Source organism: Nocardia albiluteola (assembly GCF_018860155.1).
In the GTDB taxonomy this organism is placed as follows: domain Bacteria; phylum Actinomycetota; class Actinomycetes; order Mycobacteriales; family Mycobacteriaceae; genus Nocardia; species Nocardia albiluteola.
On sequence record NZ_JAHKNI010000001.1, the window covers coordinates 1,061,765 to 1,087,529 of the forward strand.

The 25,765-nt window shown below is 69.9% G+C and carries 22 protein-coding genes; 9 read left to right on the plus strand and 13 right to left on the minus strand.

The window, feature by feature from the left end; genetic code table 11:
- Window positions 1-35 precede the first annotated feature (35 nt).
- The gene (locus KO481_RS04870; protein ID WP_215915649.1) at window positions 36-482 is read left to right on the plus strand and encodes a DUF6918 family protein; all 447 of its coding nucleotides are present in this window, start codon (window positions 36-38) and stop codon (window positions 480-482) included.
- 636 nt (window positions 483-1,118) lie between these two features.
- On the plus strand, window positions 1,119-2,744 hold the full coding sequence (gene menD / locus KO481_RS04880) for a 2-succinyl-5-enolpyruvyl-6-hydroxy-3-cyclohexene-1-carboxylic-acid synthase (protein WP_215915651.1): 1,626 nt from the start codon (window positions 1,119-1,121) through the stop codon (window positions 2,742-2,744).
- A gap of 22 nt (window positions 2,745-2,766) precedes the next feature.
- Here the strand turns inward: menD and KO481_RS04885 are convergent, their stop codons facing one another.
- A complete protein-coding gene (locus KO481_RS04885; protein WP_215915652.1) occupies window positions 2,767-2,970 on the minus strand; it encodes an Rv3202a family protein in 204 nt (67 codons plus the stop codon).
- Between the two features lie 208 nt (window positions 2,971-3,178).
- Entirely contained in the window at window positions 3,179-3,397 is a 219-nt protein-coding gene (locus KO481_RS04890; protein ID WP_308166318.1) for a DUF8836 family protein, read from the minus strand.
- A gap of 179 nt (window positions 3,398-3,576) precedes the next feature.
- On the opposite strand from KO481_RS04890, the gene KO481_RS04895 reads away from it, so the two are divergent.
- On the plus strand, window positions 3,577-4,155 hold the full coding sequence (locus KO481_RS04895) for a TIGR03086 family metal-binding protein (RefSeq protein WP_308166320.1): 579 nt from the start codon (window positions 3,577-3,579) through the stop codon (window positions 4,153-4,155).
- 69 nt (window positions 4,156-4,224) lie between these two features.
- Here KO481_RS04895 and KO481_RS04900 read toward each other — a convergent pair whose 3' ends face one another.
- On the minus strand, window positions 4,225-4,824 hold the full coding sequence (locus KO481_RS04900) for a TetR/AcrR family transcriptional regulator (protein ID WP_215915654.1): 600 nt from the start codon (window positions 4,822-4,824) through the stop codon (window positions 4,225-4,227).
- Window positions 4,825-4,906: 82 nt separating this feature from the next.
- Here KO481_RS04900 and KO481_RS04905 point away from each other — a divergent pair, with 82 nt between their 5' ends.
- A complete protein-coding gene (locus KO481_RS04905; RefSeq protein WP_215915655.1) occupies window positions 4,907-5,323 on the plus strand; it encodes a nitroreductase/quinone reductase family protein in 417 nt (138 codons plus the stop codon).
- Between the two features lies 1 nt (window position 5,324).
- On the opposite strand, the gene KO481_RS04910 is transcribed toward KO481_RS04905, so the two are convergent.
- Window positions 5,325-5,942, minus strand: coding sequence for a TetR/AcrR family transcriptional regulator (locus tag KO481_RS04910; protein ID WP_215915656.1), 618 nt, complete (start codon window positions 5,940-5,942; stop codon window positions 5,325-5,327).
- A gap of 82 nt (window positions 5,943-6,024) precedes the next feature.
- Between KO481_RS04910 and KO481_RS04915 the strand changes: the two genes are divergently transcribed.
- Entirely contained in the window at window positions 6,025-7,059 is a 1,035-nt protein-coding gene (locus KO481_RS04915) for an aldo/keto reductase (RefSeq protein WP_215915657.1), read from the plus strand.
- A gap of 127 nt (window positions 7,060-7,186) precedes the next feature.
- Here the strand turns inward: KO481_RS04915 and KO481_RS04920 are convergent, their stop codons facing one another.
- Window positions 7,187-11,521: a bifunctional nitrate reductase/sulfite reductase flavoprotein subunit alpha gene (locus KO481_RS04920; RefSeq protein ID WP_215915658.1), complete on the minus strand. Its 4,335-nt coding sequence runs from the start codon at window positions 11,519-11,521 to the stop codon at window positions 7,187-7,189.
- A 163-nt stretch (window positions 11,522-11,684) separates the two neighbouring features.
- Window positions 11,685-12,389 carry a demethylmenaquinone methyltransferase gene (locus KO481_RS04925; RefSeq protein ID WP_215915659.1) on the minus strand — a complete coding sequence of 235 codons (705 nt, stop codon included), beginning with the start codon at window positions 12,387-12,389 and terminating at the stop codon, window positions 11,685-11,687.
- A gap of 90 nt (window positions 12,390-12,479) precedes the next feature.
- On the opposite strand from KO481_RS04925, the gene KO481_RS04930 reads away from it, so the two are divergent.
- Window positions 12,480-15,650 (plus strand): AfsR/SARP family transcriptional regulator, encoded by a 3,171-nt coding sequence (locus KO481_RS04930; RefSeq protein WP_215915660.1) that lies wholly within the window; start codon window positions 12,480-12,482, stop codon window positions 15,648-15,650.
- A gap of 457 nt (window positions 15,651-16,107) precedes the next feature.
- Here the strand turns inward: KO481_RS04930 and KO481_RS04935 are convergent, their stop codons facing one another.
- The 3 genes from KO481_RS04935 to KO481_RS04945 all read right to left on the minus strand — a co-directional run bounded on the left by KO481_RS04935 (window position 16,108) and on the right by KO481_RS04945 (window position 19,455).
- Window positions 16,108-17,517, minus strand: coding sequence for a serine hydrolase domain-containing protein (locus KO481_RS04935; RefSeq protein ID WP_215915661.1), 1,410 nt, complete (start codon window positions 17,515-17,517; stop codon window positions 16,108-16,110).
- Between the two features lie 207 nt (window positions 17,518-17,724).
- Window positions 17,725-18,864, minus strand: coding sequence for a glycosyltransferase family 4 protein (locus KO481_RS04940; protein ID WP_215915662.1), 1,140 nt, complete (start codon window positions 18,862-18,864; stop codon window positions 17,725-17,727).
- A gap of 114 nt (window positions 18,865-18,978) precedes the next feature.
- Window positions 18,979-19,455 (minus strand): DUF3592 domain-containing protein, encoded by a 477-nt coding sequence (locus tag KO481_RS04945; protein ID WP_215915663.1) that lies wholly within the window; start codon window positions 19,453-19,455, stop codon window positions 18,979-18,981.
- A gap of 39 nt (window positions 19,456-19,494) precedes the next feature.
- On the opposite strand from KO481_RS04945, the gene KO481_RS04950 reads away from it, so the two are divergent.
- A complete protein-coding gene (locus tag KO481_RS04950) occupies window positions 19,495-20,001 on the plus strand; it encodes a DUF2505 domain-containing protein (RefSeq protein ID WP_215915664.1) in 507 nt (168 codons plus the stop codon).
- Between the two features lie 78 nt (window positions 20,002-20,079).
- On the opposite strand, the gene KO481_RS04955 is transcribed toward KO481_RS04950, so the two are convergent.
- The 3 genes from KO481_RS04955 to KO481_RS04965 all read right to left on the minus strand — a co-directional run bounded on the left by KO481_RS04955 (window position 20,080) and on the right by KO481_RS04965 (window position 22,548).
- Entirely contained in the window at window positions 20,080-20,529 is a 450-nt protein-coding gene (locus KO481_RS04955; RefSeq protein ID WP_215915665.1) for a VOC family protein, read from the minus strand.
- 54 nt (window positions 20,530-20,583) lie between these two features.
- Entirely contained in the window at window positions 20,584-21,024 is a 441-nt protein-coding gene (locus KO481_RS04960) for a helix-turn-helix transcriptional regulator (RefSeq protein WP_215915666.1), read from the minus strand.
- A 186-nt stretch (window positions 21,025-21,210) separates the two neighbouring features.
- The gene (locus tag KO481_RS04965; RefSeq protein WP_215915667.1) at window positions 21,211-22,548 is read right to left on the minus strand and encodes a geranylgeranyl reductase family protein; all 1,338 of its coding nucleotides are present in this window, start codon (window positions 22,546-22,548) and stop codon (window positions 21,211-21,213) included.
- A gap of 388 nt (window positions 22,549-22,936) precedes the next feature.
- Here KO481_RS04965 and KO481_RS04970 point away from each other — a divergent pair, with 388 nt between their 5' ends.
- Window positions 22,937-23,953: a polyprenyl synthetase family protein gene (locus KO481_RS04970; RefSeq protein WP_443677986.1), complete on the plus strand. Its 1,017-nt coding sequence runs from the start codon at window positions 22,937-22,939 to the stop codon at window positions 23,951-23,953.
- A gap of 260 nt (window positions 23,954-24,213) precedes the next feature.
- Complete coding sequence (gene htpX, locus KO481_RS04975) at window positions 24,214-25,092, plus strand: zinc metalloprotease HtpX (RefSeq protein ID WP_215915669.1); 879 nt, start codon at window positions 24,214-24,216, stop codon at window positions 25,090-25,092.
- Here htpX and KO481_RS04980 read toward each other — a convergent pair.
- On the minus strand, window positions 25,089-25,580 hold the full coding sequence (locus tag KO481_RS04980; protein ID WP_215915670.1) for a YajQ family cyclic di-GMP-binding protein: 492 nt from the start codon (window positions 25,578-25,580) through the stop codon (window positions 25,089-25,091). The two genes, htpX and KO481_RS04980, sit on opposite strands and share 4 nt — an antisense overlap.
- Between the last annotated feature and the right edge of the window lie 185 nt (window positions 25,581-25,765).

The following is a 25,765-nucleotide window of genomic DNA, read 5'->3' on the forward strand; positions in this document are numbered from 1 at the left end:
TCGCTCATCGAAAATCTATCCGGAGGAACCTGAAAGTGGTTGCAGCACTGTCTGAATCCCTGCTCGACGATACCAAGCGGGAGGCCTTCCTGGCCGATGCCCAGAAGGTTCTGGATGCAGAGGTGTCGGATAAGGGGGGTGCGTCGGGCCTGGCCGTGAAGGGCGGTTACGCCGCGGTGAAGAAGGTCAGCCCGACGATCATCGCCGACGCGCTGTCCTCGTTCGTGCCCAAGTTCGTCGAGAAGCTCGAGCCGTACTGGAACGAGTTCAAGGGCTCGGGTCAGGGGAGCTTCGCGGACGTTCTGGCCGCCAAGCAGGACGAGGTCGCCGAGGCGCTGCTGTCGGTTACCGACGCCCGGGCCGAGAGCTCCTCTCGTCCCGCCCTGCAGAAGGTCTACTCCTCGCTGCGCTCCTCGGCCAAGAAGCATGTTGTCGAGGCCCTTCCCCGGGTCGCCGACCTGGTCCAGCGTCACGCGGAGTAAGAGGTTCGACGTTCGGCGGCCGGGTCGTGATTCGGCCGCCGAACGAATTCGGTTCCGAGCGAATTCAGCCCTGCGCCTTGCCGACTCGCCGGTAACCGGTGAAAGTCACATCGCCCGTCGCGATTCCGCGCTCGGTGACCGGATGGCGCGGGCCCGCGGCGAGTTTCCGCTCGCCGGCGACGAAGGCATGGACCCCGCGGCGGGAAGTTCGGCCGCGCGCACCGCATTCGGAGCCAGGCTCCCGATCTGATGGTCCGCGCGCGTGAGCCGGTGCACCCGCATGCCGTCGGGTTGCCCCGGCTCCTGCGCGGAGCCGGATGCGCGACCTCCAGGAATGCCGCACCACGCAGATCACTTGGGGTCGAACGCAGGACGCCCGCGACGGCGCCCAGCGCGCGCTCGTCGGCCACCAGCAGCAACCGCGAACTGTGTTGTGGCGCTTGATGCATGATCCTCTCGTCCAGCAGGCCGACCGTAGACCCCGGCGTCCCGGAAGTCGCGGACGAAGCTCGGGCCGATCCGCTGGGTGGCCACGACCTCGGCGCGGGTTTGGTTAGTAAACCCTAAGTTGATGTGCTTGCGGAGTGTGAGCGGGGCGACGCCCCACTGCCTCCCGCTGTCTGACAGGGTGGGGGTGTGAATCCTTCGACAGCACAGGCGCACGTCGTCGTCGACGAGCTGGCGCGCGGGGGTGTGCAGGACGTCGTCCTGTGTCCGGGCTCGCGTAATGCGCCCCTGGCGTTCGCGCTGCAGGCCGCCGATGCCGCGGGCCGGTTGCGGCTGCACATGCGGGTCGACGAGCGCACCGCGGGCTTCCTGGCGATCGGCCTGGCCGTCGCCAGCGGGCGGCCCGTGCCCGTGGTCATGACCTCGGGCACCGCCGTGGCCAACCTGGGCCCGGCCGTGCTGGAAGCGAACTACGCGCGGCAGCCGCTGATCGTGCTGAGCGCGAACCGGCCCTACGAGATGCTGGGCAGCGGCGCCAATCAGACCGTCGAGCAGTTCGGCCTGTTCGGCAGCCAGGTGCGGCTCGCCAACAGCCTGGGCCTGGCCGAGCGGGAGGATGGCTACCGGCGCCAGAACAGCGTCTGGCGGGCGGCGGTGTGCCGGGTGCTGGCCGCGGCGCGCGGCACCCGGTCCGGGAATGCCGGGCCGGTGCAGCTGGATATCCCGCTGCGCGAGCCGCTCGTGCCCGATCTCGCGGCGGGGGAGTATATCCCGGCCGGGCGTGAGGGTGGAATGCCTTGGACCGCAAGCCAATACGCGACGCTGGACGTGCCGCTGGAGATCGATCTGACCCTCGACACCGTGGTCGTGTCCGGGCACGGCGCCGGGCATCGGCCCGAGCTCGCCGCGCTACCGACCGTGGCCGAGCCGACCGCGCCGATGCACGGCCCGGCGCTGCACCCGCTGGCGCTGCCGCTGCTGAAGCCGCGCCAGGCCATCATTACCGGACGGCCCACCTTGCACCGTCAGGTGTCCAGCGTGCTCGCCGATCCCGAGGTGACCGTCTACGCGCTGACGACCGGTCCGCGCTGGCCCGACGTCTCGGGCAATGTCGTCGGCACCGGCACCCGCGCGATCGTCAGCGGCGCCCCGCGCGCCGAATGGCTCGAGCACTGCGCCGAGATGAACGCCAAGGCCACCCGCGTCGTGCGCGACGAGCTGGCCCGGCACCCCAAGCCGACCGGCCTGCACGTCGCCGCGGTGGTCATGGACGCGCTGGGCGAGGGCGATCAGCTGCTGCTGGGCGCGTCGAATCCGGTGCGGGACGCGGCACTCGTGTCCCATCCGCGCCCCGGAATCAGGGTGCTCTCCAATCGCGGCGTCGCCGGTATCGACGGCACGGTGTCCTCCGCGGTCGGCGCCGCGCTGAGCCATCCGGGCCGCACCGTCGCGCTGATCGGCGACCTGACCTTCCTGCACGACGCGTCCGGGCTGCTGATCGGCCCGGGTGAGCCGCGTCCGGAGAACCTGACGATCGTGGTCGCCAACGACGACGGCGGCGGCATCTTCGAGCTGCTGGAACAGGGCGATCCGCAGTACGCCGGGGTGTTCGAGCGGGTGTTCGGCACACCGCACGGCATGGACCTGGCCGCCATGTGCGCGGCCTACCGGGTGCCGCACCGCCAGGTCGATCCGGCCGAACTCGCGCGGGAGCTGGGCAGGGACGCGCACGGCATGCGGGTGCTCGAGGTCGCCACCGAGCGTTCGAGCCTGCGTGAGCTGCACGGCACGGTCCGGGCGGGGATTACCGGGTAGGGGAATCGGCCGGCGAGCCGGTTCAGTAGTCGGTGGGCTCGGCGTAGTCGTCCTCGTAGGGGACGGCGATGGACTGTTCGAGCACGTCGGCCTCGGCGGCCTCACGATCCGCCGCGATGGGGAGTTCCGGCTCGAGCTCGTCGTCGTTGGGGTAGGCGGCTATGGACTGTTCCGCGAGATCGGCTTCCGGGACCGCGTCGATGGTGACGATGGTGTTGTCGGACATCCGGTGCACTCCTCCGCCTCCCCGCGCCTCAGCGTGCCGGGAGGCTTGCGTTTCGGGCCGGCGGTTGACGGCGCGTCCAGTTGTGGGCGTACCCGGTGAGTTACCCATGTGCTAGCGAAATCAGTTGTCGCGGTGGCATCGCACCAGAAAGTGCCGGGAGACTCGAATCGGCGGCCTGCGGTTCGCTGACGCTTCCTGGAGCCAATTTTCATTCGCCCGCAAGTGGGCCCTTATCTGCCGGGAATTCTACCAGCGCGAGCGTCCGACCGGCCATGAAGCGAGCCGTGCGCACGGCGGTGCCCGACCTCGTGACCTCGCTGACCTCGACCACGCCGCGCGCGATGCGGACCTCGACCCGGCGCCCCGCCCGGGTCGCGGCAATTTCGTAATTTCGCGAGCCGCCGCCGATATCGACGACGATCTCCACACGATCACCCTTCATCCCCCAATTATCCTCGCTGCCAGCGCTTTCCGCCGCTAACGAGTGGGTTGCGGAACCAGCCCGCACGTGCAGCGGCAAGCGCGGCGATGAATTCGGCGGGCCCGGATCGTCTGCATTCGCAGGGGCCCGGGTGCGTTCCGGGCCATGGATTTTCGAGGAGAGCCGTGACCGCATCGATGTTCGATCTCGAGCATGCCGCGACGTTGCTGGAGGAGGTGGTCGCCGGGATCTCCGACGATCAGCTCGCCGCCCCCACGCCCACCGGCATGACGGTGGGCGTGCTGGTGGGGCACGTGCTCGGCTTCACCGAGGCGTTCCGGCAGGGCGCCACCAAGGAGTCGATCGGCCGCTCGGTGCCGCCCGCCGCGCCCGCGCCCGACGCCCTGCCGGGCGACTGGCGGTCTCGTACAGCGGTGCAATCGAAGTCGCTGGTCGAGGCCTGGCGGGAACCCGCGGCCTGGGAGGGCGAGACCGAGGTCGGCGGCGCGACCGGCCCGGCCCCGCAGATGGCGCGGTTCGCGCTCGACGAGGTGATCGTGCACGGCTGGGATCTGGCTCGCGCGACCGGGCAATCATTCGCACCCCGCGAGGAAGACCTGGTGATCCTGCTGGAGATGCTCGCCGACACTCCCGCGGAGGGGGTTCCGGGCCTGTTCGGTCCCCGGGTCGCCGTCGCCGCCGATGCGCCAGCGCTGGATCGTGTGCTGGGTCTCACCGGCCGTGACCCCGCCTGGCGGCCCTGACCGATCGCGGGCCGTTACCAGCACTTTCCGCGGCTGACCAGCGGGTTGCGGACCGCGCGTGCATGTGCATCAGCGGGGGCCGTCGGCCGTTTCGCGCCCGCACAGCGAATCGGTGAGGCGGGCGGCGACCTGCGCGTCCAGCGGGGTGTGGGCCACGGCGAGGCGGTACCACAGCAGGCCGAATGCCTGGTCGGTCAGCAGGTCCAGGTCGGCGTCGGCCGGTAGTTCGCCGCGTTCGCGGCCGCGCTCGAGGATGCGATACAGAATCGCGTGGCGGTCGGCGGTGAAGGCGGCGAGCAGCTCGGCCGTGGCCGCATCCGTCTGGGCCTCGGCCAGCACCGCGCGCAGCAGCGAGCCCGAGGACGATCCCGTCGCGGCGGTAAATGTCGCGGTCAGGAAGATCCGCAGATCCTCGCGAACCGCGCCGGTATCGCGATCGGGCGCGGTGCTGCGCGCCCACTCGGTCATCGTCTCCAGCAGCACCGCGCCCTTGGACGGCCACCAGCGGTAGATCGTCTGCTTGCTCACACCGGCGGCAGCGGCGATGTCGGCGACCGTGACGGTGGGGCCCGCCCGGCCCAGGAGTTCGGCGGTCACGTCCAGGACTGCCCGACGGGCGGCGTCGTTACGGCGGCGGCCGGTGTGTGGGCGGGGCAGCGGATTCGGCACGGGTCAACACTAACGGTTGACGGAACCGACGGTACGGATAAAATTTATCGAGACTGTTGGTACTCACAAGGTGGTGGCACGAATGACTTCGAAGACCGCGGATTCGGCGGCGGCCAAGCGGCGGCGCGTGAGCTGGTATCACCGGCGCATCGCCAATCCCCTCATGCGCCGGCTGGTCGGGCATATGCCCGGGCAGGCCCTGCTCGAGACCACGGGCCGGCGCAGCGGCCTGCCGCGCCGGACCCCGGTGGGCGGCCGGGTGGTCGGGGGTTCGTTCTGGATGGTCAGCAACCACGGGCTCGCGGCGGCCTATGTGCGCAATATCGCGGCGGATCCCCGGGTGCGCGTGCAGATTCGCTCGCGCTGGCATACCGGCACCGCGCACCTGCTGCCCGACGACGACGCCCGCGCCCGGCTGCGCGAGCTGCCCCGCTTCAACAGCTGGAATGTGCGCATGCTCGGCACCGACCTGATGACGATCCGCATCGACCTCGAGTGAATCAGGCGTTGCGGGTGAACAATCCGGCCCGGGCGCCCAAGGCGGCCGCCTCGGCGGCGGTGACCGCGGTGTCGTCGTCGATGAGGTCGCCAGTGGCGAGTAGGCGGTAGTAGAGCGGGGCCGAAACCGCGGAAAGGACTGCGCGGGCATCGGTTTCGGGTGCAAGCTCGCCCCGGGCCACCGCCGCGTCGATGCACGGCGCCCATTCGGTGAGCCGGACGTCGTAGAAGTGGTGCAGGGCCGAGGTGGCCGCGGGATCCGAGACGGCCGCCGCGAGCAGGGATTTGAACAGCGGGCCCTGGCGGGGATCGTTGAGCGTGCGCGCGACGAGGCGCGCGTTGTCCACCAGATCGCCGCGCAGGGAACCGGTGTCGGAGTGCGGCAGCGACGTCTCGGCCATCTCCGCCAGCAGGTCCGCGACCAGTCCGGCCGGGGTGCGCCAGCGGCGGTAGACCGTCGTCTTGCCCACGCCCGCGCGGGCCGCGACCTCGGCCAGGTCCAGCCCGGCGAGGCCGTATTCGGCGAGCAGATCGCCCGCCGCGCGCAGGACGGATTCGCGCACGCGGGCGGTGCGCCCGCCGGGGCGCGCCAGGCCCGGTGCGGCTGTGTCCGGATTCATAACGGGCCTCCAGTTCCGTTAATGCTCGGATGAGTGTAGCGTGTCGGATGTTAATGAAACTCTGGTTCCGTTAGGGGTTGTTATGGAATATCGTCGGCTGGGCGCCTCGGGTCTGATGGTTCCGGCGTTGAGCTTCGGTGCGGGCACGTTCGGTGGTCGCGGCGAGCTGTTCGGCGCGTGGGGCGATACCGACGCGCGCGCCGCGCGCGGGCTGGTCGACATCGCGCTCGAGGCGGGCGTCACGATGTTCGACACCGCGGACGTGTACTCCGACGGCGCCTCGGAAGAGGTACTGGGCGAGGCGATCCGGGGGCGGCGCGATCGAGTGCTGTTGTCCACCAAGGCCGCCCTGCCCGTGGGCGACGGTCCGAACGATGCCGGATCGGGCCGGTCCCGGTTGATCACCGCGGTCGAGGCCGCGCTGCGTCGGCTGGGCACCGACTACATCGACCTGTTCCAGCTGCACGCCTTCGATGCCCGGACCCCGGTTCAGGAGGTGCTTTCGGCCCTGGACGAGCTGGTGCGCGCGGGCAAGATCCGATACGTCGGCGCCTCCAACTTCTCCGGCTGGCAGCTGATGAAATCCCTTGCGGCCGCGGATCGGCAGGGGCTGCCGCGCTATGTCGCGCACCAGGTGTACTACTCGCTCGTGGGCCGCGACTACGAGTGGGAGCTGATGCCCCTGGGCATCGATCAGGGCGTCGGCGCGGTGGTGTGGAGCCCGCTGGGCTGGGGCCGGCTCACCGGGAAGATCCGTCGCGGACAGCCGATTCCGGACGGCAGCCGTCTGCACAAGACGGCCGAGGCGGGCCCGCCGGTCGAGGACGAATTGCTGTACACGGTGGTCGACGCGCTCGACGAGATCGCCGCCGAGACCGGCCGGACCGTCCCGCAGATCGCCCTGAACTGGCTGCTGCGACGGCCCACGGTCGCCACGGTCATCGTCGGCGCCCGCAACGAGGATCAGCTGCGTCAGAACCTCGGCGCGGTCGGCTGGGAACTCGACGCGCACCAGATCGCCCGGCTGGACAAGGCGAGTGCCCTCACCCCGCCCTACCCGTACTACGCCTACTACCGCCTGCCGGGCTTCACCCGGCTCAACCCGCCCGCGGTCTGATCACACACCGGTGCGAGGGCTTCGAAGCTGCGGCGGACGTCACGGGTCGCCGTCGGCTCGGTGGCCGTGGGGTTCGGCCGGGTGGTGGCTCGGTCCGGGTGACAGGCCGGTCCGGGGGCGATGCGGCTCAGTAGATGTCGCGGACGTATCGCTTCTCGGCGACCAGTTGCTTGCGGTAGGCGGTGGCGGCCTCCGGGGAGAGGTTGCCGTGGATCCGGGCGACGGTCAGCAGGGTCTCGTCGACGTCGCGGGCCATGCGGGTCGCGTCGCCGCACACGTACAGGTGGGCGCCGGATTGCAGCCACGACCACAGTTCGGCGCCGTGTTCGAGCATCCGGTGCTGCACGTAGATCCGCTCGCGCTGGTCGCGGGAGAACGCCACGTCCAGGCGGGTGAGGAAGCCGTCGCGGAACAGCTCCTCGAGTTCGGCTCGATAGTAGAAGTTGTCCGCGGCGTGCTGATCGCCGAACAGCAGCCAGTTGCGGCCGCGGCAGCCCAGCGCGCGCCGCTCGTGCAGGAATCCGCGGAACGGGGCGATACCGGTGCCCGGACCGACCATGATCATCGGCGCGTTCGGATCCAGCGGCGGCCGGAAATGCGGTGCGCGCTGCAGGAATACCGGCACCGGCGCCTCGTGGCCACGGTCCGCCAGGAAGGTCGAGCAGACCCCGCCGCGCCGGGCGCCGGATCCGCCGTAGCGCACCACCCCGACGGTCAACTGCACCTCGTGCGGGCTGACCTTCGGACTCGACGAGATCGAATACTGGCGCGGCTGCAGCCGTTTCAGCGTGCCCAGCCAGTCGATCAGATCCGTGTGCACCGGGAAGTCGCGCAGCACGTCCACGGCCTGCCGATCCCAGAGGTAGCGGTCGAGCTCGAGCCGGTTGTCACGGCGCTGCAGCTTGGCCAGCTGCTGGCTCGGATTGTGTGTGGCAATGAAATTCAGTAGGTCGGTGCTGACCCGGGTGATGTCGTAGCGGGTGCGCAGCGCGTGGGCCAGCGGCAATTCCCGATCGTCGAGGTCCACGATGCGGTCCCCGTCCAGGCCGGTGACCTCCAGCCATTCGCGCACCAGCGCCTCGTCGTTCGAGGGCCAGACGCCGAGCGAATCGCCGGCCTCGTAGGTCGCCTCGGCATCGCGCAGGTCGAATCCGAACTGTCGCACCTCCTTCGCGGCGCCGGGGCGGGACAGTAGTTCGTTGCGCACGAGCGGGGCGGGGGTGGGGGCGTTGCGGGTGAAGGCGGGGACGGTCGCTTGCCGGCGATTGGCGCGAGCGGCGCCGGTGGAAACCGGTTGGGGCCGAGGGGCGACCGTCAGCGGGGACCCGACAGCCGGGCGAACGGTTGCGCCGGATGAGCCGAATCCGTTGCCCGGCAGTGTGATGCCGGGTCGAGGGGTTGCGTAGGCGGATACGGACACTCGGCCGGGTTCGGCACCGGCTCGGCCGTTGGAGCCCACTGTGGAATCGTTCCCGCCCCGGCCATCGCTCCGATCGGGCTGTGGCCCAACGCCGTTGCCCTCCGCAAGTGCGGTCAGCACCTCGTCGAGCCATTCATCCGACCGCGGCGAATGGTCGGGCTCGCTGTCGACCCGCGGGAGCAGTCGGGTGGCGCCGGACTTCGCGAGCAGCTCGTCGAGCTTGCGGCCGTGACCGCAGAAGTCGTCGTAGGACGAGTCGCCGAGGGCGAAGACCGCGTACCGCAGCGAATTCAACCGGATCTCGCTGTCCGACAGGCGCTCCCAGAAATCCGCGCCGCCGTCCGGGGGACCGCCGTCGCCGAATGTGCTGGTGACGACCAGCGCGTCGCCGGTCAGCTCCGTGAGCTCACACGAGTTCATCTCCACCAGCCGTGGTGCGTAACCGGATTCGGTGAGGCGTTGTGCGGCCGCCGCCGCGAACTCCTCCGCGGTGCCGGTCTGCGAGGCCCACAGCACGGTGATCGCGCGCGGGGCCGGAGCTGGTGTCTCACCGAGAAATTCGGCCGCTGGGGCCGCGCTGCCGGAGCGGGAGTACATCCCCGCAAGCATCCCGTCGACCCACAATCGGCTCTGCGGGGACAGTGGCGCGGACTCCGGCATCACCGGCTGCCCCTCCACCGGAAGCGTGACCAGCGCCGCTAGATAGCCGCCGAGGTAGATGCGCTCGGTATCGCTCAGCATCGGCGCGGCGAAGGTGTCCAGGCCGAGCATGCGGGCAAGCGGATGCGTCCCGCCCTCAACCAACGCTGCAGGCCGCGGAACTCGGCCGGGCTGCGGGACCTGCCCGGCCGCGGCGGGCTCGACCGCGATGCGCCGCAACGCGACCGCGCACGCCTTGAATTCGGGCTGCAGCGAATCGGCATCGACCGCATCGTTGGTGACGGCGTTGATCGTCAGATATTCACCGTGCTCGTCGTTCCAGTGGAACGGTGCGAAACACATTCCAGGCAGCACCCGATCGGTGATCCGCACGGGCAGCACCGCACGCCCACGGCGCGAGGTGATTTCGAGCTGATCCGGCGGCCGCAGACCGAGCCGTTCCGCGTCGTCGGGATGCACCTCGACGAACGGATCCCCGGTCAGCTTGGCCAGTTTCGCGATCTTGCCGGTCTTGGTCATGGTGTGCCACTGATGCTGCAGGCGGCCGGTGTTCAGCACGAACGGGTAATCGTCGTCCGGCATTTCGGCGGGCATCAGGTGCGGGCGCGGCCAGAACACCGCCCGCCGGCTCGGCGTCGCGAACGCCAGCTCGGGCCGGTGCCCGGACTCGTCGGCGAACGGATGCTGGCTGATCCCGTCGTTGCGGTAGCGAATCGGGTTGCGCCGCTGGGCCGGATCGGGGCACGGCCACTGCACGGGTCCCTCGCGCAGCCCGTCGTAGGTGATGCCGCGCAGGTCGTATCCGGTGGCGGGGTTCGCGAACCGGCGGATCTCGTCGAATACCTCGGCGCTCGAGGCGAAATCGAATCCCGGGAATCCCATCGCGGTGGCCACCTGCGCGATCAGCTGCCAGTCCGGTCGTGCGTCGCCGACCGGTGGCACCGAGCGCTGCAGCAGGCTCACGCTCCGTTCCGAATTCACCATCACCCCGTCGGCCTCGGCCCACAGCGTGGCGGGCAGCTGCAGGTCGGCGTAGGCGTTGGTGGCCGTCTCCGCATACACGTCCTGCGTGATCACCAGCTCGGCGGCCTCCAGCCCGGCGATCACCGTCTTGCGATTCGCCACCGAGGCAACGGGATTGCTGCAGATGATCCAGCAGGCCCGGATCCGTCCGTCGGCCAGGCCCCGGAACATCTCGATCGTGCCGGGCCCGACGTCGGGCCGGATGGTGCCCGGTTCGAGGTCCCAGGCGGTTTCGACGAAGGTGCGATCGGCCTCGGACAGCACGGTGCGCTGACCGGGGAGTCCGGGACCCATGTAGCCCATTTCCCTGCCGCCCATGGCGTTCGGCTGCCCGGTCAGCGAGAACGGCCCGCTGCCCGGTCGGCAGATGGCGCCGGTGGCCAGGTGCAGATTGCACAGGGCATTGGTGTTCCAGGTGCCGTGCGTGGACTGGTTCAGGCCCATCGTCCACAGCGACATCCACTCGCCCGCCTCGCCGATCCACCGTGCGGCCGTGCGGATGTCGTCCTCGGGCAGGCCGGTGATCTCCGAAACCCGTTCCGGCGGATAGTCGGCGAGAAATTCCGCCATCGCCTCCCAGCCCTGGGTGTGCGCGGCGATGAATTCGGCGTCGATGTCGCCGTTGTCGACCAGCAGCCGCAGCAGGCCGTTCAGCAGCGCCAGGTCGGTGCCCGGGGCGATCTGCAGGAAAAGGTCTGCGTCCTTGGCGGTTTCGGTGCGGCGCGGGTCGACGACGATGAGTTTGGCGCCGCCGCTCTTGCGGCGGTCGGCCATGCGCAGATGCAGAATCGGGTGGCAGTCGGCCATATTCGCGCCGATCACGAGGAACAGATCGGCCCGATCCAGGTCGTCGTAGGATCCGGGCGGCCCGTCAGCGCCGAGGGACTGCTTGTATCCGGTGCCCGCGCTGGCCATGCACAGTCGCGAGTTGGATTCGATGTGAACGGTGCGCAGGTACCCCTTGGCCAGCTTGGTCGCCAGGTATTGCGCCTCGAGCGTCATCTGCCCGGACACATAGAGCGCGATCGCGTCGGGTCCGTGCTCGTCCAGGATCGCCCGCAGCCGGGCGGCGGCCTCGCGCACGCCCGCGTCGATGTCGACCGCCTCGGGCCCCGCGCCTCGTTCGGCGCGCCGCAGGGCAGTGGTCATCCGGCCGGAGGCCCGCATGAGTTCGGCGTGGGTGGCGCCCTTGGTGCACAGCCGTCCGGCATTGACCGGGTGCGGCTTGGTCCCGCGGACCTTCGCGATTATCGGCGCGCCGTCCGGGCCGAGGGTGGTCTCGACGGTGATTCCACAGCCCACGCCGCAGTACGAGCACGTGGTGCCGACGGTCGCCGGTGCCGCGGGTAGTTCCGTCATGAGCCGATCATCGCGGCTCGCGATTTCGCCGGATTTACCGAACGTTATCGCCAGGTGACGAATCTCCGCACCGCCGCGAATTCGGGCTGTGAGGAGTGATGGAGATCACCGAAAACCCGTCGTAGCAGCGCAAACAGTGCTCAAAAGTCCGCGCGCGAGCGTGCTAGTCGAGCTTGTAGCCCCGGTGTAGCGCGACGACGCCACCGGTCAGATTCCGCCACTTCACCGCGGACCAGCCCGCGTCCGCGACCCGCAGCGCCAGCTGCGGCTGGTTGGGCCAGGCGCGGACGGACTCGGCCAGATAGACGTAGGCGTCCGGATTGCTGCTGACCGCGCGCGCCACCCGCGGCAGCGCCCGCATCAGGTACTCCATGTACAGGGTGCGGAACGGCCCGAAGACCGGCGTGGAGAACTCCGCCACCACGAGCCGCCCGCCCGGCTTGGTCACCCGATACAGCTCCCGCAGCGCCAGATCGGGATCGGAAATGTTGCGCAGCCCATAGGAAATGGTCACCGCGTCGAACGAGTCGTCGGCGAAGGGCAGCGCCATGCCGTCCGCGGCGACCATCGGCACCCGGCGGAACCGCCCCTCGCTCAGCATGCCGCGGGAGAAGTCCGCGGCCACGCACCAGGCGCCGGACTTGGCGAACTCCAGGGTCGACACCCCCGTCCCGGCCGCCAGATCGAGCACCCGCTCGCCCGGCCGCAGCGCCAGCGCCCTGCGGGTGGCCCACCGCCAGTACCTGTCCTGCCCGCCGGAGATCACGGTGTTGGTCAGGTCGTACCGCTTAGCGACCCCGTCGAACATCGACGCGACCTCCTGCGGCTGCTTGTCCAACGAGGCCCGAAACGACTCTGTCTTCGCCACGCCTGCACATTAGCGCGCACCCGGTGCCGGGTAGCGCCGGGTGGGAGGGGGCGGTGGCGCGCGGGTGCCGGGTCCGGGAGGATTCCTCTGGTGCAGGTGAGTGTGCTGGGGCCGGTGCGGGTCCGTTCCGAGGACGGGACGGTCGTGGATATCGGAGGCGTGCGGCTGCGGATGCTGCTGGCGCGGCTCGCGCTGGAACATCGGCGCGCGGTCTCGGTGGATTCGCTGATCGACGGTCTGTGGGGCGAGGATCCACCCGCGGAGGCTCCCGGCGCGCTGCAGGCGCTCGTCTCGCGGCTGCGGCGGGCGCTGGGTGCGGTGGGTGCCGTCGAGCGGGTCGGCGGGGGATACCGGCTCGGGGCGGGCCCGGGGGACACGGGCGGCGCCGTCGAGCTCGATGCCGAGCGCTTCGAGGACCTGGTCCGCCGGGGCCGCCGCGAGCTGGCCGCGGATGACCATACCGCCGCGGCGGCGAATCTCGATGCCGCACTGCGGTTGTGGCAGGGCCCGGCGCTGGCCGATGTGCGCGAGGCGCCGTTCGCGCGCGACGCCGCCACCCGGCTGGACGAGCTGCGCGCGGCGGCGGCCGCGGACCGCTTCGATGCCGAACTGCGCCTGGGCCACCACGACGAGGTGCTGCCGGATCTCGAGGCGGCCGCGGCCGAGCAGCCGTTGAGCGAGCGCCTGGCGGCCCTGCGGATGCGTGCGCTGGCCGCGGCCGGGCGTCAGGCCGGCGCCCTGGAGGCCTACGAGGCGATCCGCGCCCGGCTCGGCGACGAGCTGGGCATCGATCCCTCGGCCGAGCTGCGCGAGACCCATATGGCGCTGCTGCGCGGCGAATTCGAGCGCCCGCGGGCCCGCGTCGAGCCGCCTGCCCGCAGGCTCCCGGCGCAGCGGACCAGCTTCGTCGGCCGATCGGACGAATTGCGCCGTCTGGCAACGCAACTGGCGGACTCGCGGCTGGTGACGATTGTGGGGCCCGGCGGTGCCGGGAAGACGCGCCTGTCCCTGGAGGCGATCTCCCGATCCGGCCACGAACGGGTCTGGTTCGTGCCGCTGGCCGGGGTGAGCGCGCCCGAGCAGCTGACCGACGCCGTCGCGGGGGCGCTGCACAGCCTGTCCGGCGCACCGGCGGGCGCGGCCGACCCGATCGACCGGCTGGCCGGGCTCCTGGACGTCGGGGCGGCAATTCTGTTGCTGGACAACTGCGAACACCTGATCCAGCCGGTCGCCGAGCTGGCCGAGGAACTGCTCGACCGGCTGCCGCTGTTGCGGATCCTCGCGACCAGCCGCGAGCCGTTGGCCATCGGCGGCGAGGTGCTGTGCCACCTGGGTCCGCTCGAGGTACCGGCGGACACCGCGGATCTCGCGCAGGCGGCGCAGAACCCGGCCGTGCGGCTGTTCCTCGACCGGGCCGCCGCCGTACGCCCGGACTTCGTCCTGGATGCGCACACCCTGGCTCCCGTCGCAGAGATCTGCCGCCAGCTCGACGGCATACCGCTGGCCCTCGAGCTCGCCGCGGCGCGGCTGCGGGGGATGAGTGTCGAGCAGATCGCCCAGCGGCTCGGCGATCGATTCCGGCTGCTCACGTCCGGTAGCCGCACCGCGCTGCCGCGGCAGCGCACGCTCGAGGCGCTGGTCGAATGGAGCTGGGACCTGCTCACCGAGCCCGAGGCCACGCTGGCCCGCCGCCTCTCGGCCTTTCCGGGCGGGGCGAATCTCGAGGCGCTGGAGGCGATCTGCGCCGACGACTCGCTGCCCGCCGCCGATATTCTCGATCTCGCCGGCACCCTGGTCGAGAAGTCCCTCGTGCGGTCCACCGGCGGCGAGTCGCCCCGGTACGGGATGCTGGAGACGATCCGCGCGTATGCGGCCGACCGGCTCGAACGGTCCGGCGACGAGCTGTCGGATCGATTTGCCGCACACTACCTTTCGGTGGCACAACGCTACGAGCCGAAGCTGCGCGCCGGCGAACAGCTCGGCGCCATAGCGGTATTCGACGCCGAGCACGAGAACATGGTTTCCGCGCTGCGGGCACAGCCCGTCGCGCGGGATCCCGCGTTGCTGTCCCGCTTCGTCGCCGCGATGTTCTGGTATTGGGGGATTCGCGGCATGAGTGGCCAGTTCGAGGCCTTCGTCGATGCCGCCCTCCGTTCGGGCGACGCACTGCCCGAGGACGACCGCAACGCGCTGCGCGTGGTGCGGCTGATGGCGGGCAGCCCGGTCCTCGAATCCGATTCGGCGCGAACACTACTGCAGGATTGCCTGGCCGGGCGGGCGCAGGAATACCATCCCGTCCTGCCGGTGTGGGTGCTGCTGCTGGCGTACCGCACCGGCAATTCCGATCTCGCGCAGGCCCAGGTCGAGCGCGCACTCAGCGGGCCCGATCCCTGGGTGCGGGCCAGCGTGTACCTGATGCAGGATTTCGCGCTCACCGAGGACGGCGAACAGCCCGTCGGCGCGCACGCGCGGCGGGAGGCACTACGCGAGTTCGAGATCGTGGGCGATCGCTGGGGCCTGCGCATGGCCCTGCTCGCAATCGGCCGGGACCATTCGCTCCATGGCGATCACGCCGCCGCCACCGCGTTATTCGAACGCGCGGCGCGGGTGGCCGCCGAACTCGGCACCGAGGACGACATCACCGAGGCCCGCACCGCGACGGTGCGTGAGCGGATGCGCGGCGGCGACAACGACCGCGCCGCGGCGGACATCGAGGAGACCCGGCGCGAGGCGGCCGAGCGCGGGCTGGCCCGGCTGGGCGCAGGCCTGCTGCTGCCCCTGGCCGAATTGCACCGCCGCCGAGGCGACTTCACCGCGGCCGCCGAAACTCTCGACCTGCTGGCAACCCAGGTTCGGCGACTGCCGTACCCCGAGACCATCGCCGCGGACCTGATCACGGGCGCCCGCATGGCGATCCGCCTGGCGCAACGCGACGCTGCCGGCGCCCGCGAACTCCTGCCGCGCGCGGCCCGAGGTTCCTTCGCCCAGGGGCACGCCGAAGCACTCGCGCAGGCCGCCGAGCAGGTGGCCGAACTGCTTGCGCTGGAGAAGGATCCGGAGAACGCGGCAGTCGCCCTGGGCATGAGCGAGGCGATCCGCGGCCGATTCGACGACGGCGACCCGGGCCTGCGCGCCCTGCTCTCCACACTCGGAGGGAAACTCGACGACACCGACTACAGTGCCGCCTACGGCCGCGGAAGAGATCTACCCAGGGCCAAGGCTTTGCGCAGACTGGCCGAAATGACGGATCAATCTGCGTAATCCACTGTCCTACGCAGAATCGATGCCCGGCGCCGCCCTGCCGACTCAACGAGTTGGCCCGCGTAAGTCCACTGTCCTATGCATTGACTCGAGGGCTCTCGATCGTGACCGCCGACGTCTCGCCCGCGTGGCCGCCTACGGTGCGGAAAAGATCTGCCATGAACCGACGCCCGGCGCTGCCTGCCGAATTGAGAGGTCGGGCCGCGTAGTCCACTGTCCTACGCATTGACTCGGGCGCTCTCGATCGCGACCCCAGATGTCCGACTGGCCGCATATAGGCGCGGAAATGATCTGCCACGGTCTGATTTCCGGCGCTGCCTGGCCGAATTAACGGGTCGCCCCGCGCAATTCGCCGTCCTTCACTGGCGATCACCGACGGTCGAACCATCGCAAAGCACCGGCCGTCCGAAACATTCGGCCAGCCGGTGCATTTCGCGTGTGAAGTTGTGGGGTTTGATCAATCGGCGATCCGGGTGAAGATGCGGCCCGCGAGGTCGACGCCCTTGATCGCGCCCGACTCGGCGCGGCTGAAGAAGCCGCGCTGGCCGACGAATGCCCCGCTGGTGATGATGTAGTTCTCGCCCTCGCCCGGCAGCAGGCCGAACTCGAAGGCCGGGTAGTCCGCCGGGATCTCCTTCTCCGACGCGGCGCGGATCTCGGGCTTGAGCGTGACCTTCAGCAGCAGGCCGGACTCGCCGACGGTGATGTCCAGGTCCATCACGTCGACCTCGTAATGCCCGACGTACTGCTGATCGGATTCCGCGTCGTAGGGCAGCGGCTCGGGATCGCGGTCGATCACGCCCAAATAGTGCTCGAGCGCCCAGCGGATGATGGCCTGGTCGCAGGCGATGCTGTCCGGGCCGTTGGACATCACGGCGATCGCGAAGTTGCGCTCGGGCACCAGCAGTAGGTCCGCGAACTGGCCGTTGGTCGAGCCGCCGTGTGCGACGGTGCGGACCGGGCCGCCGTCGTCGGTGGCGGGGATGTCGCGCAGGAACCAGCACAGGCCGAACCCGTCGCCGAGCGAGCTGCCGACGAGCTCGACGGTCTGCTGCTTCATCAGCTCCAGCTCTTTCGCGGGCAGTGCCTGCACGCCGTCGTCGTTGCGCCCGTTGCGCAGATGCATACGCCCCCAGCGCAGGAGATCGGTGGCGGTGGAGGCGATGTCGCCGCCCGGGTTGTTGCCGCGGGTGTCCTTCCACTGCCGGGCCACGACCAGCTCGCCCTCCTGCTCACCCGGGTTGTGCCCCACGGCGAAGCGCCGGCTGATGACGTGATCGAGCGAGTAGAAGGTCTGCCGCAGGCCGGCGGGCTCCAGCGCGAGGGTGCGCACGGCCTCCTCGAAGGTCAGCCCGGTGACCTTCTCCACGACCCGGCCGAGCAGGTTGTACGCGGCCTGGCTGTAGGAGGCGCGCTCGCCGACCGGCGCGATCTGCTCCAGCTCCGGCATCCGGGCCACGAATCCGGCCAGCGCGTCGTCGCCGTCGCCGGTCTCCACGACCAGCCGGACACCCAGCCCGGAGGTGTGGTTGAGCAGGTTCTTCACCGTCATCGTCGCGGCGGCCCGCGCATCGGCAAGCACCAGCTCGGGCACGTAGCGGCGCACCGGCGCGTCCAGGTCGATCTTGCCCTGCGCGACCAGGTGCATCACGGTGGTCGAGGTGAACGTCTTGGCGATCGAGCCCAGGCAGAACAGCGTGTTCTCGGTGACCGGCAGCGGGTTCTCGATGCTGGTCACGCCGTGCGCGGCGAAGATCTCCCGGCCGTCGGCCCAGATGCCGACCGATACGCCGGGAATGTTGTATTCGGTGGCGGTGCGGGCGACGAAGTCGGAGAGTGCGGCGTCGGTGTGTGCGGTGTTCGACATGGTCTTTGCCTTCCAAGTTCCTGCACGATCCGGGGGTTTCCGGTTCCTCGTGCATCCGGTATGGCAATGACTTTGTCGGGCGTCGCTGACAGCTCACCGACAGTTCACCGACAGCCAGCCCGCGAGATTGTCGGCGACTGACAGTGTACGGAAAAGCCCTGGTCAGGCGACTATCGTCCGGGCGGACCGCACGGCGACGGCATCACCTCAGGCGGTGCGGGAGATCTGCCCCGAGCTCCCGATGACGTCCGCGTAGTGCCCCATCAGCTCGGTGCAGATGGCGGGCCAGGTCCGGTGCTGGACCGATTTGCGTGCGGCGGCGGCGAATTTGGACCGATGCGCCGGATCCTGCAGGGAGGCAACGGCACTGGGCAGCAGTTCGCTGAAGCGATCTACCGGCAGCAGATATCCGTTGCGGCAGTGCGAGATCAGATCGCGCGGACCGCCCGCGGCGGGGCCGATCACCGGCACCCCGCTGGCCAGGGCCTCCTGCACACCCTGACAGAACGTCTCGTGCTCCCCGGCGTGCACCATCACATCGAGGCTGGCATACGCCCGGGCCAGCTCCTGGCCGCCCAGTTCGCCAGTGAAGACGGCCGAGGGCATCAGCCGGGCCAGCGCGTCGCGCTGTGGACCGTCACCCACGATGACCAGCTGCACATCCGGGTCGGCGTCCAGCACCGCGAGCCGCTCCACGTGCTTCTCCGGCGCCAACCGGCCGACGAAGCCGACCACCAGCTTGCGCTCCGCCGACCAGTCCGCGTGCAGCTCCGCATCTCGCGCCGCGGGGTCGAAGCGGGCCAGATCCACCCCGCGCGCCCACCGGTGCACCCGGGGAATCCCGTGCCGCGCAAGATCTTCCACGGCCGCCGAGGAGGGTGCCAGGGTGCGCGCCGCGCGCTCGTGAATCTTGCGGGTCCAGGCCCATGCCGCGCGCCGCGCGGGACCCAGGCCGTAGCTCTGTGCGAAGCCGGCGACATCGGTCTGGTACACCGCCACCGCGGGCAGATCCAGCCGCAGCGCCGCGGCCATGCCGCCCGCCCCCAGCAGGAACGGCGAGGCCAGGTGGACGACGTCGGCATCGAATCGCTCGATCGCGGCGGTGATGCCCGGCTGCGGCAGCCCGACCGGCAGTGAGCTGATCTTGGGCACCATCACCGCCGGCACCCGCAGCACCGGAAAGCGGCCATGGATGCGGGGGGCCGACGGCTGCCCGCGCGGGGTGTCGGGGGCAATGATCAGCGCGTCGTGACCGTGCCGGTCCAGATGCCCCAGCACCTGCAGCACGGAGTTCACGACGCCGTTCATATTCGGGAGAAACGACTCCGAGACGATCGCTACGCGCACACTTCGAGTGTGATCAACGCGCGGCGCGAGGCCGTCACGCACACATGACATGGATACGAAGTTCGAGCGAACATTTCCGTTCGCTGCTGCTCCCCACCGGCTCGGTGGGCGAACTCAGGCCGATTGCGGGGTCTTGTCCGCCGTGCGCGGCCCGCGCAGGCGCATGCGGCGTAGCAACCACAGGATCGGCAGCGCGACAGCCCACACCACCACGATCACCGACAGCGCCGGGACGATCGCGACCCGCGCATCGCGCCCGGCCACCCGTACCAGATCCGGATCGGCGCGCTGATACTCGACGTTGATGTGCTCGCCCACCGTCAGCTTGGTCGGATACAGGATGCCGAGGCGAGGGTTGTGCGTCACGCCGTCGGGGGTGACGAAAGTCACTGCGGAGCGCAGCCGCCCGGCCGAGAGCACCTCGGCGCTGGTCGCACCCATATCCGAATTGATCGTCATATCGTCGCGCCAGGCCGCCAGCACCAGTAGCACCGCCAGCACACTCAGCGCCGTCGCGGTGACGAGGACACCGATCCGGGTCCGCCGCAGGCGGATCGAACGCCGGTGATCAGACTGGCTGGCTTCCGACACCGCTTCAGGCTATTGCATCGGTCCGATAGCGTTGCGTCCATGTCCCGAAAATTCAGCTTCACCGTGTCTTACAGTGTCCCGGTCGAGGAGCTCCACCGGGCGTTCACCAATGACGAGCTGTGGCAGTCGCGCTTCTCCGGCGCGCAGACCGCCACCCTGGATCTGACCCATCCCGCCGGTCCCGGCACCATCCGCATTCACATGAGCGAAAAGGCAAGGCCGGAAAAGATTCCCGCGCTCGTGCGCAAGGTCCTCAAGAACGATCTGGTGCTCGAGCGCACCGACGACTGGGGCCCGCTCGAGGGTGACGTGGCCCGGGGTGAATTCACCGGGTCCTCCCAGGGCATCACCAGCGCCATGTCGGGCACCTACGAAATGCGTTCGACCGCGGAGGGTTCGCAGATCGAGGTGGCCGGCACCGTCTCGGTCAAGGTGCCGCTGGTGGGCGGGGCCATCGAAACGATAGCCGAGCAGCTGCAGCATCGGGTGGTCGAGAGCGAGCACAAGTTCATCGAGAAGTGGCTGGCCGCCAAGGCCGAGGCCTAGCCCGAATCCGACGAATGCCTTGCGCGTGAGCCGAATTCGCGGCTCGCGCGCAAGGTCTCGCCGCCGTGCCGCGGGGCGCTATTGCGCGCCCGGACCGAAATCGCCCCCTTCGTACGGCTTCTGCTGGACCAGGACCAGCCAGTTCCCGGAATTGTCCCGCATGATCGCCTCCACCCCGTAGGGCCGATCCGACGGTGGCTGCACGAATTCCACGCCCTTGGCGGTGAGCTCCTCGTAGCTCTTGCGGCAGTCGTCGGTCTGCAGCCCCAGCGCCCCGTGCGTGCCATTGGCCAGCGAGCGGCGAATCGCCTCGGCCAGTGTCTCGTCGAGCGGCGGCCCGGGCACCATGAGGGTGATATTCAGCTCCATGTGGTCCGGATGGGCGACCGTCACCCAGCGGAATCCGTTCTCGCCCATGGTGACATCGGCCGTCTCGACGAAGCCCAGCTTCTCGACGTACCAGTTCTTGGACTCGGTCTGATCGGTCACGAACACGGTGACCAGGGAGATGTTTGTGATCGTCGTCATATGACAAGGCTATGAGACCGCGTTCCGGCCGCGCTTCTCCGAAATTGCGGGAAATCAGAGGCGATCGGACAGTCCGTGCATGAACACGTAGCAGCCGGGGATATGCGGCGCCCCCTCGGCAACGAACTTCGCCTGATACGCCGACGGGGACATGCCGACCAGCTCGGTGAACTTGCGGCTGAACGACCCCAGGCTGGTGTACCCGACCAGCATGCACGCCTCGGTGACCGTGACGTTGGTCGCCCGCAGCAGGTCCTGCGCCCGCTCGATGCGCCGCTCGGCCAGGTACAGCGCCGGTGTCTTGCCGTAGGTCGCCGCGAAGCACCGCAGGAAGTGATACTTCGACACCCCTGCTTCCGCCGCGAGCCCGTCCAGGTCGAGGGGCTCGGAGTAATGACGATCGGCCAGGTCCTTGGCCCGCCTCAGGTGCGGAAGCAGGTTCTCGGGAACCTGCGTCCGCTCGCGCCGCGACCCTCCTTCGGTGCGTTTACTCACCGGGGTACCTGGCCTGCGTTCGGCGTTGGCCTGAGTGAGTGCCCGGCTCCGTCCCGTGGTCGGCGCATCGCCCGGGGCGCATCGGCGACGACCGTGCGATGCGGCCCGGCCCGGCTGCTCCGGCCGGTCTCCGCGCGGCCGCTACGGTGCGGCATCGACTGTCGGGGGCTCGGCGGGGCGCGTTCATCAGCTGAACGGCACGAGTTCGTCGAATCGCATCGAGGTCCTGCCCGCCGCGCGCCACAGGCGGGCGGTGAGATCCGCGTCCTCCTCGGTGACCAGATTCCCCATAACGCGAACAGCGGTGTGCTGCAACAGCTTCGAGCGCATCATCGGCGGCCCGCCGGTCGGCACCATGCGCGGGTGGGTGGCCATACCGGCGATCCGGCGGGCGACGGAGAAGGTGCGGCCGTAGCGGGCCCGCAGCAGATCCGGCCACAGCGTCGTCAGATCCGGCTCGTCGAGCAGTGCGGCGAGCAGATGCCCGCCCTCGAGGCCGTAGTCGATGCCCTCGCCGTTGAGCGGGTTCACGCAGCCCGCGGCGTCGCCCACCAGCGCCCAGTTGCGCCCGGCCACATTCGAGACCGCGCCGCCCATCGGCAGCAGCGCCGAGGCCACCGCGCGGGCCGAACCCTGGAACTCCCATTCCGCGCTTCGCTGCGAAATATAATGTTGCAGCAGCGGTTTCAGTGAGATGTGCGAGGGCCGCGCCTCGGTGGCCAGGGAGCCGACGCCGATGTTCACCTCGCCATTGCCGAGCGGGAACACCCAGCCGTACCCGGGCACCAGCGTGCCCTCGGCATCGCGCAGCTCCAGATGCGAGGTGATCCATTCGTCGTCGCTGCGCGCCGAGGTCATGTAAGCCCGGGCGGCGACGCCGTACGCGTAACGCCGATGCCAGGTGCGGCCCAGTAGCTTTCCGACCGGCGAGCGCACGCCGTCGGCGACGATCAGTGTGCGGCAGGTGATCTCGTGCACACCGTCGCCGGTCTTCACGCTCACCCCGGTGACCCGGTCTCCGTCGCGGGCCACGTCCACCACGCGCGTTCCCTCGGCCATCCGCGCGCCCCACTTCACGGCCGTCTCGCGCAGCTTGTCATCGAGTTCCATGCGCGGCACCGCGCTTCCGTACGCCGGGAACGACCCGCCCGGCCACGGCAGCAGCGCTTCGCGGCCGAACCCGGCCATCCGCAGCCCGCGATTGACCGTGTGCGCCCGCAGCCACTCGCCCAGGCCGAGATGCTCCATCTCCGCGGTGGCGCGCGGGGTCAGCCCGTCGCCGCAGGTCTTGTCGCGCGGGAAGACCGCGGCATCGGTGAGCAGCACATCGCGCCCGGACTTGGCTGCCCACGCGGCAGCCGCCGAACCCGCGGGGCCCGCGCCCACGATCAGCACGTCGGCATGTGCCGGGGGGCGCCGGGCGCCGCGCCCGGGTGCGTCCGGGGACGCGGCGGCATCGCTCGGCGCCTCGCGAACGTCGCCGGCGTGTTCGGGCGGGAGCGGTGAGGCGTCGGGTGAACCCATGCGCTCAATACTGGCAGTCCCGTTCGGACGGTGTCGACGCGGCGGGCACGGCCGCCCATCGCGGCGCTCGGTCCCGATGTGGTTCGGCGCGTCGCCGGGCCGCCGGCGCGGCGACCTCTCGGGCCGCGGTGCGGCGGGGCCGGGCCCGGGCCTCGCCGCGCCTGCGAGACGGTCGATTCGGCGGCCGTGGCCACGATCGCGCCGTGGGTTCGGGGCTGTTCGGGTGCGGCGCCCCGGGGTGCGGACGGGTGCTGCGCCGACCTGCTCCGACACGTGCTCGAGTGTCTGATTCGTCCCACATTGGCGATGTTGTGACGGTGTTCATGGGAGCCGGAGACCCGACAGGCTAGGTTCTTGGGGTGTGGGGACAGACGCGGCAGTGGGAGAGATGATGACGGCTAGGGACGAGAGCACGGTGGTTGCCGGGGTCGACCTCGGTGAACCCGAGCTCGCTTCGACCGTGCGCAACGGCCTGGCCGAGGTCGAGAAGCTACTGATCGCCGAACTGTCCGACGGGGAGGAATTTCTTCAGGAGGCGGCGCTGCACCTCGCGCGCGCCGGCGGTAAGCGGTTCCGGCCGCTGTTCACCATCCTCACCGGGCAGTTGGGCCCGCGCCCGGCCGATCCCGATCTGATCACCGCAGGCACCGTCATCGAGCTCGTCCACCTCGCCACGCTGTACCACGACGACGTGATGGACGAGGCGCCGATGCGCCGCGGCGCGGTGAGCGTGAACTCGCGCTGGGGCAACAGCGTCGCCATTCTGTCCGGCGACTACCTGTTCGCGCACGCCTCCCGGCTGGTGTCCACCCTGGGCCCGGACGCGGTGCGGATCATTGCCGAGACCTTCGCCGAGCTCGTCACCGGGCAGATGCGAGAGACGCTGGGCGCCAAGCAATCCCAGGATCCCGTCGAGCACTACCTGCGGGTGGTGTGGGAGAAGACCGGATCGCTGATCGCGGCCTCGGGCCGGTTCGGCGGCACGTTCTCCGGCGGCGATCGCGACCACGTGGAGCGGCTGGCTCGCCTGGGCGACGCGGTCGGCACGGCCTTCCAGATCTCCGACGACATCATCGACATCTCCTCGGCGTCCGAGCAGTCCGGCAAGACCCCGGGCACCGATCTGCGCGAGGGCGTGCACACCCTGCCGGTGCTGTACGCGCTGCGCGACGAGGGCGCCGAGGGCGACCGCCTGCGCAAGCTCCTGGCGCATCCACTCGAGTCCGACGACGAGGTCACCGAGGCCCTGGATCTGCTCTCGCGCTCGCGCGGCATGGTGCTGGCCAAGGAGAAGCTGCAGGGCTATGCGGACATCGCGCACGCCGAGCTCTCGGCCCTGCCGTCCGGCCCCGCGAACGAGGCTTTGGAGCGCCTGGTCCGCTACACCATCGAACGCGTCGGATAGGTTCGCCGCCGACTCGAATCTCGCTGCACTCTCCTGCGCGATGCCACCGTGACAACTGATTTCCTGTGCACATGGGTAACTCGCCGGGGACGGGCCCACCTGAAGCGGGCCCTCATCCGCGGGCCCGACGAGCAAGTCTCCGGGCAAGCAACGGCACGCTGAAGTTCCGGGGAGGCGGGGGAGCCGGAACCTTTTCTGCTGCTTCCTACGTTGACCTGGTGTAATAGTCGAACGGGGCGTGGAGAGGCGGTCGGGGACAGATGCACGGTGGGTACGCGAACGGCCTGAAGACCTTCGGGCTCATGGTCGGCATGTCGGCGCTGATCGTGCTGATCGGCGCGCTGTTCCACAACCCGGCGATCCTGGTCGTCGCGATCGTGCTGGCCGTCGGAATGAACGCCTACGCCTATTTCAGCAGCGATCGGCTCGCCTTGAAGGCCATGCACGCCCAGCCGGTGTCCGAGCTCGAGGCGCCGGTGATCTACCGGATCGTGCGCGAGCTGGCCACTGCCGCGCGCCAGCCGATGCCCCGGCTCTACATCAGTCCGACCGCGGCCCCGAACGCCTTCGCCACCGGCCGCAACCCGCGCCACGCCGCGGTCTGCTGCACCAGCGGCATCCTGCAGATCTTGGACGAGCGCGAGCTGCGCGCGGTGCTGGGGCACGAGCTGTCGCACGTGTACAACCGCGACATCCTGATCTCCTCGGTGGCCGGAGCGCTGGCCGCGGTGATCTCCGGCCTGGCCAATCTGGCCTTCTTCGCGGGCATGTTCGGCGGCGGCAGCGATCGCGACGAGGGCCCGAATATCATTGGCGTGCTGCTGGTTTCGCTGCTCGGTCCGATCGCGGCCTCGCTGATCAAGCTGGCCGTCTCGCGCTCGCGGGAGTACCAGGCCGACCAGGACGGCGCCGCGCTCACCGGCGACCCGCTGGCCCTGGCCTCGGCGCTGCGCAAGCTCGAGCGCGGCGTGGCCGCGGCCCCGCTGCCACCGGAGCCGCAGCTGACCGCGCAGTCGCACCTGATGATCGCCAACCCGTTCCGGGCCGGTGACCGCATGGCCCGCTGGTTCTCCACCCACCCGCCGATGGCGGACCGCATCGCCCGCCTGGAGGCCATGGCGGGCGGCCCGCGGCGCTAGCGGTAGTTCACGAACTGCAGGGCAATATCGAGGTCGGTGTTCTTCAGCAGGGCGATCACGGCCTGCAGGTCGTCGCGCTTCTTGCTGCTCACGCGCAGTTCCTCGCCCTGGATCTGGGCCTTGACGCCCTTGGGGCCCTCGTCGCGGATCTTCTTGGAGATCTTCTTCGCGTTCTCGGTGGAGATGCCCTGCACCAGTGAACCTGTGATCTTGTACACCTTGCCCGAGGCCTGCGGGTCGCCCGCGTCGAAGGCCTTCAGGGAGATGTCGCGGCGGATGAGCTTCTCCTTGAACACATCCAACGCGGCCTTGACCCGGTCTTCGGACTCGGCGGACAGCACGATCTTCTCCTCGCCCGACCATTCGATGCTCGCGCCGGTGCCGCGGAAGTCGTAGCGGGTCGTCAGCTCCTTGGCTGCCTGGTTGAGGGCATTGTCGACCTCCTGGTGATCGACCTTGCTGACGACATCGAATGAGGAATCGGCCACACTGTGCTCCTGTCTCGCTGGGGTTCTGCTCCGACGCTACTGGCGCGCGGGGGTGCGGCGCCAGCGTCTTCGGTCGCGGTGTCGCCGTCGCTCTCCGGCGCGGCGAATCGGCTGTGGGAGGCCTGACAGTACCCCTGCCACCAGCCAGTTTGCGTAGACGGGGTGCCGTCGTTGTATTCTGCTCA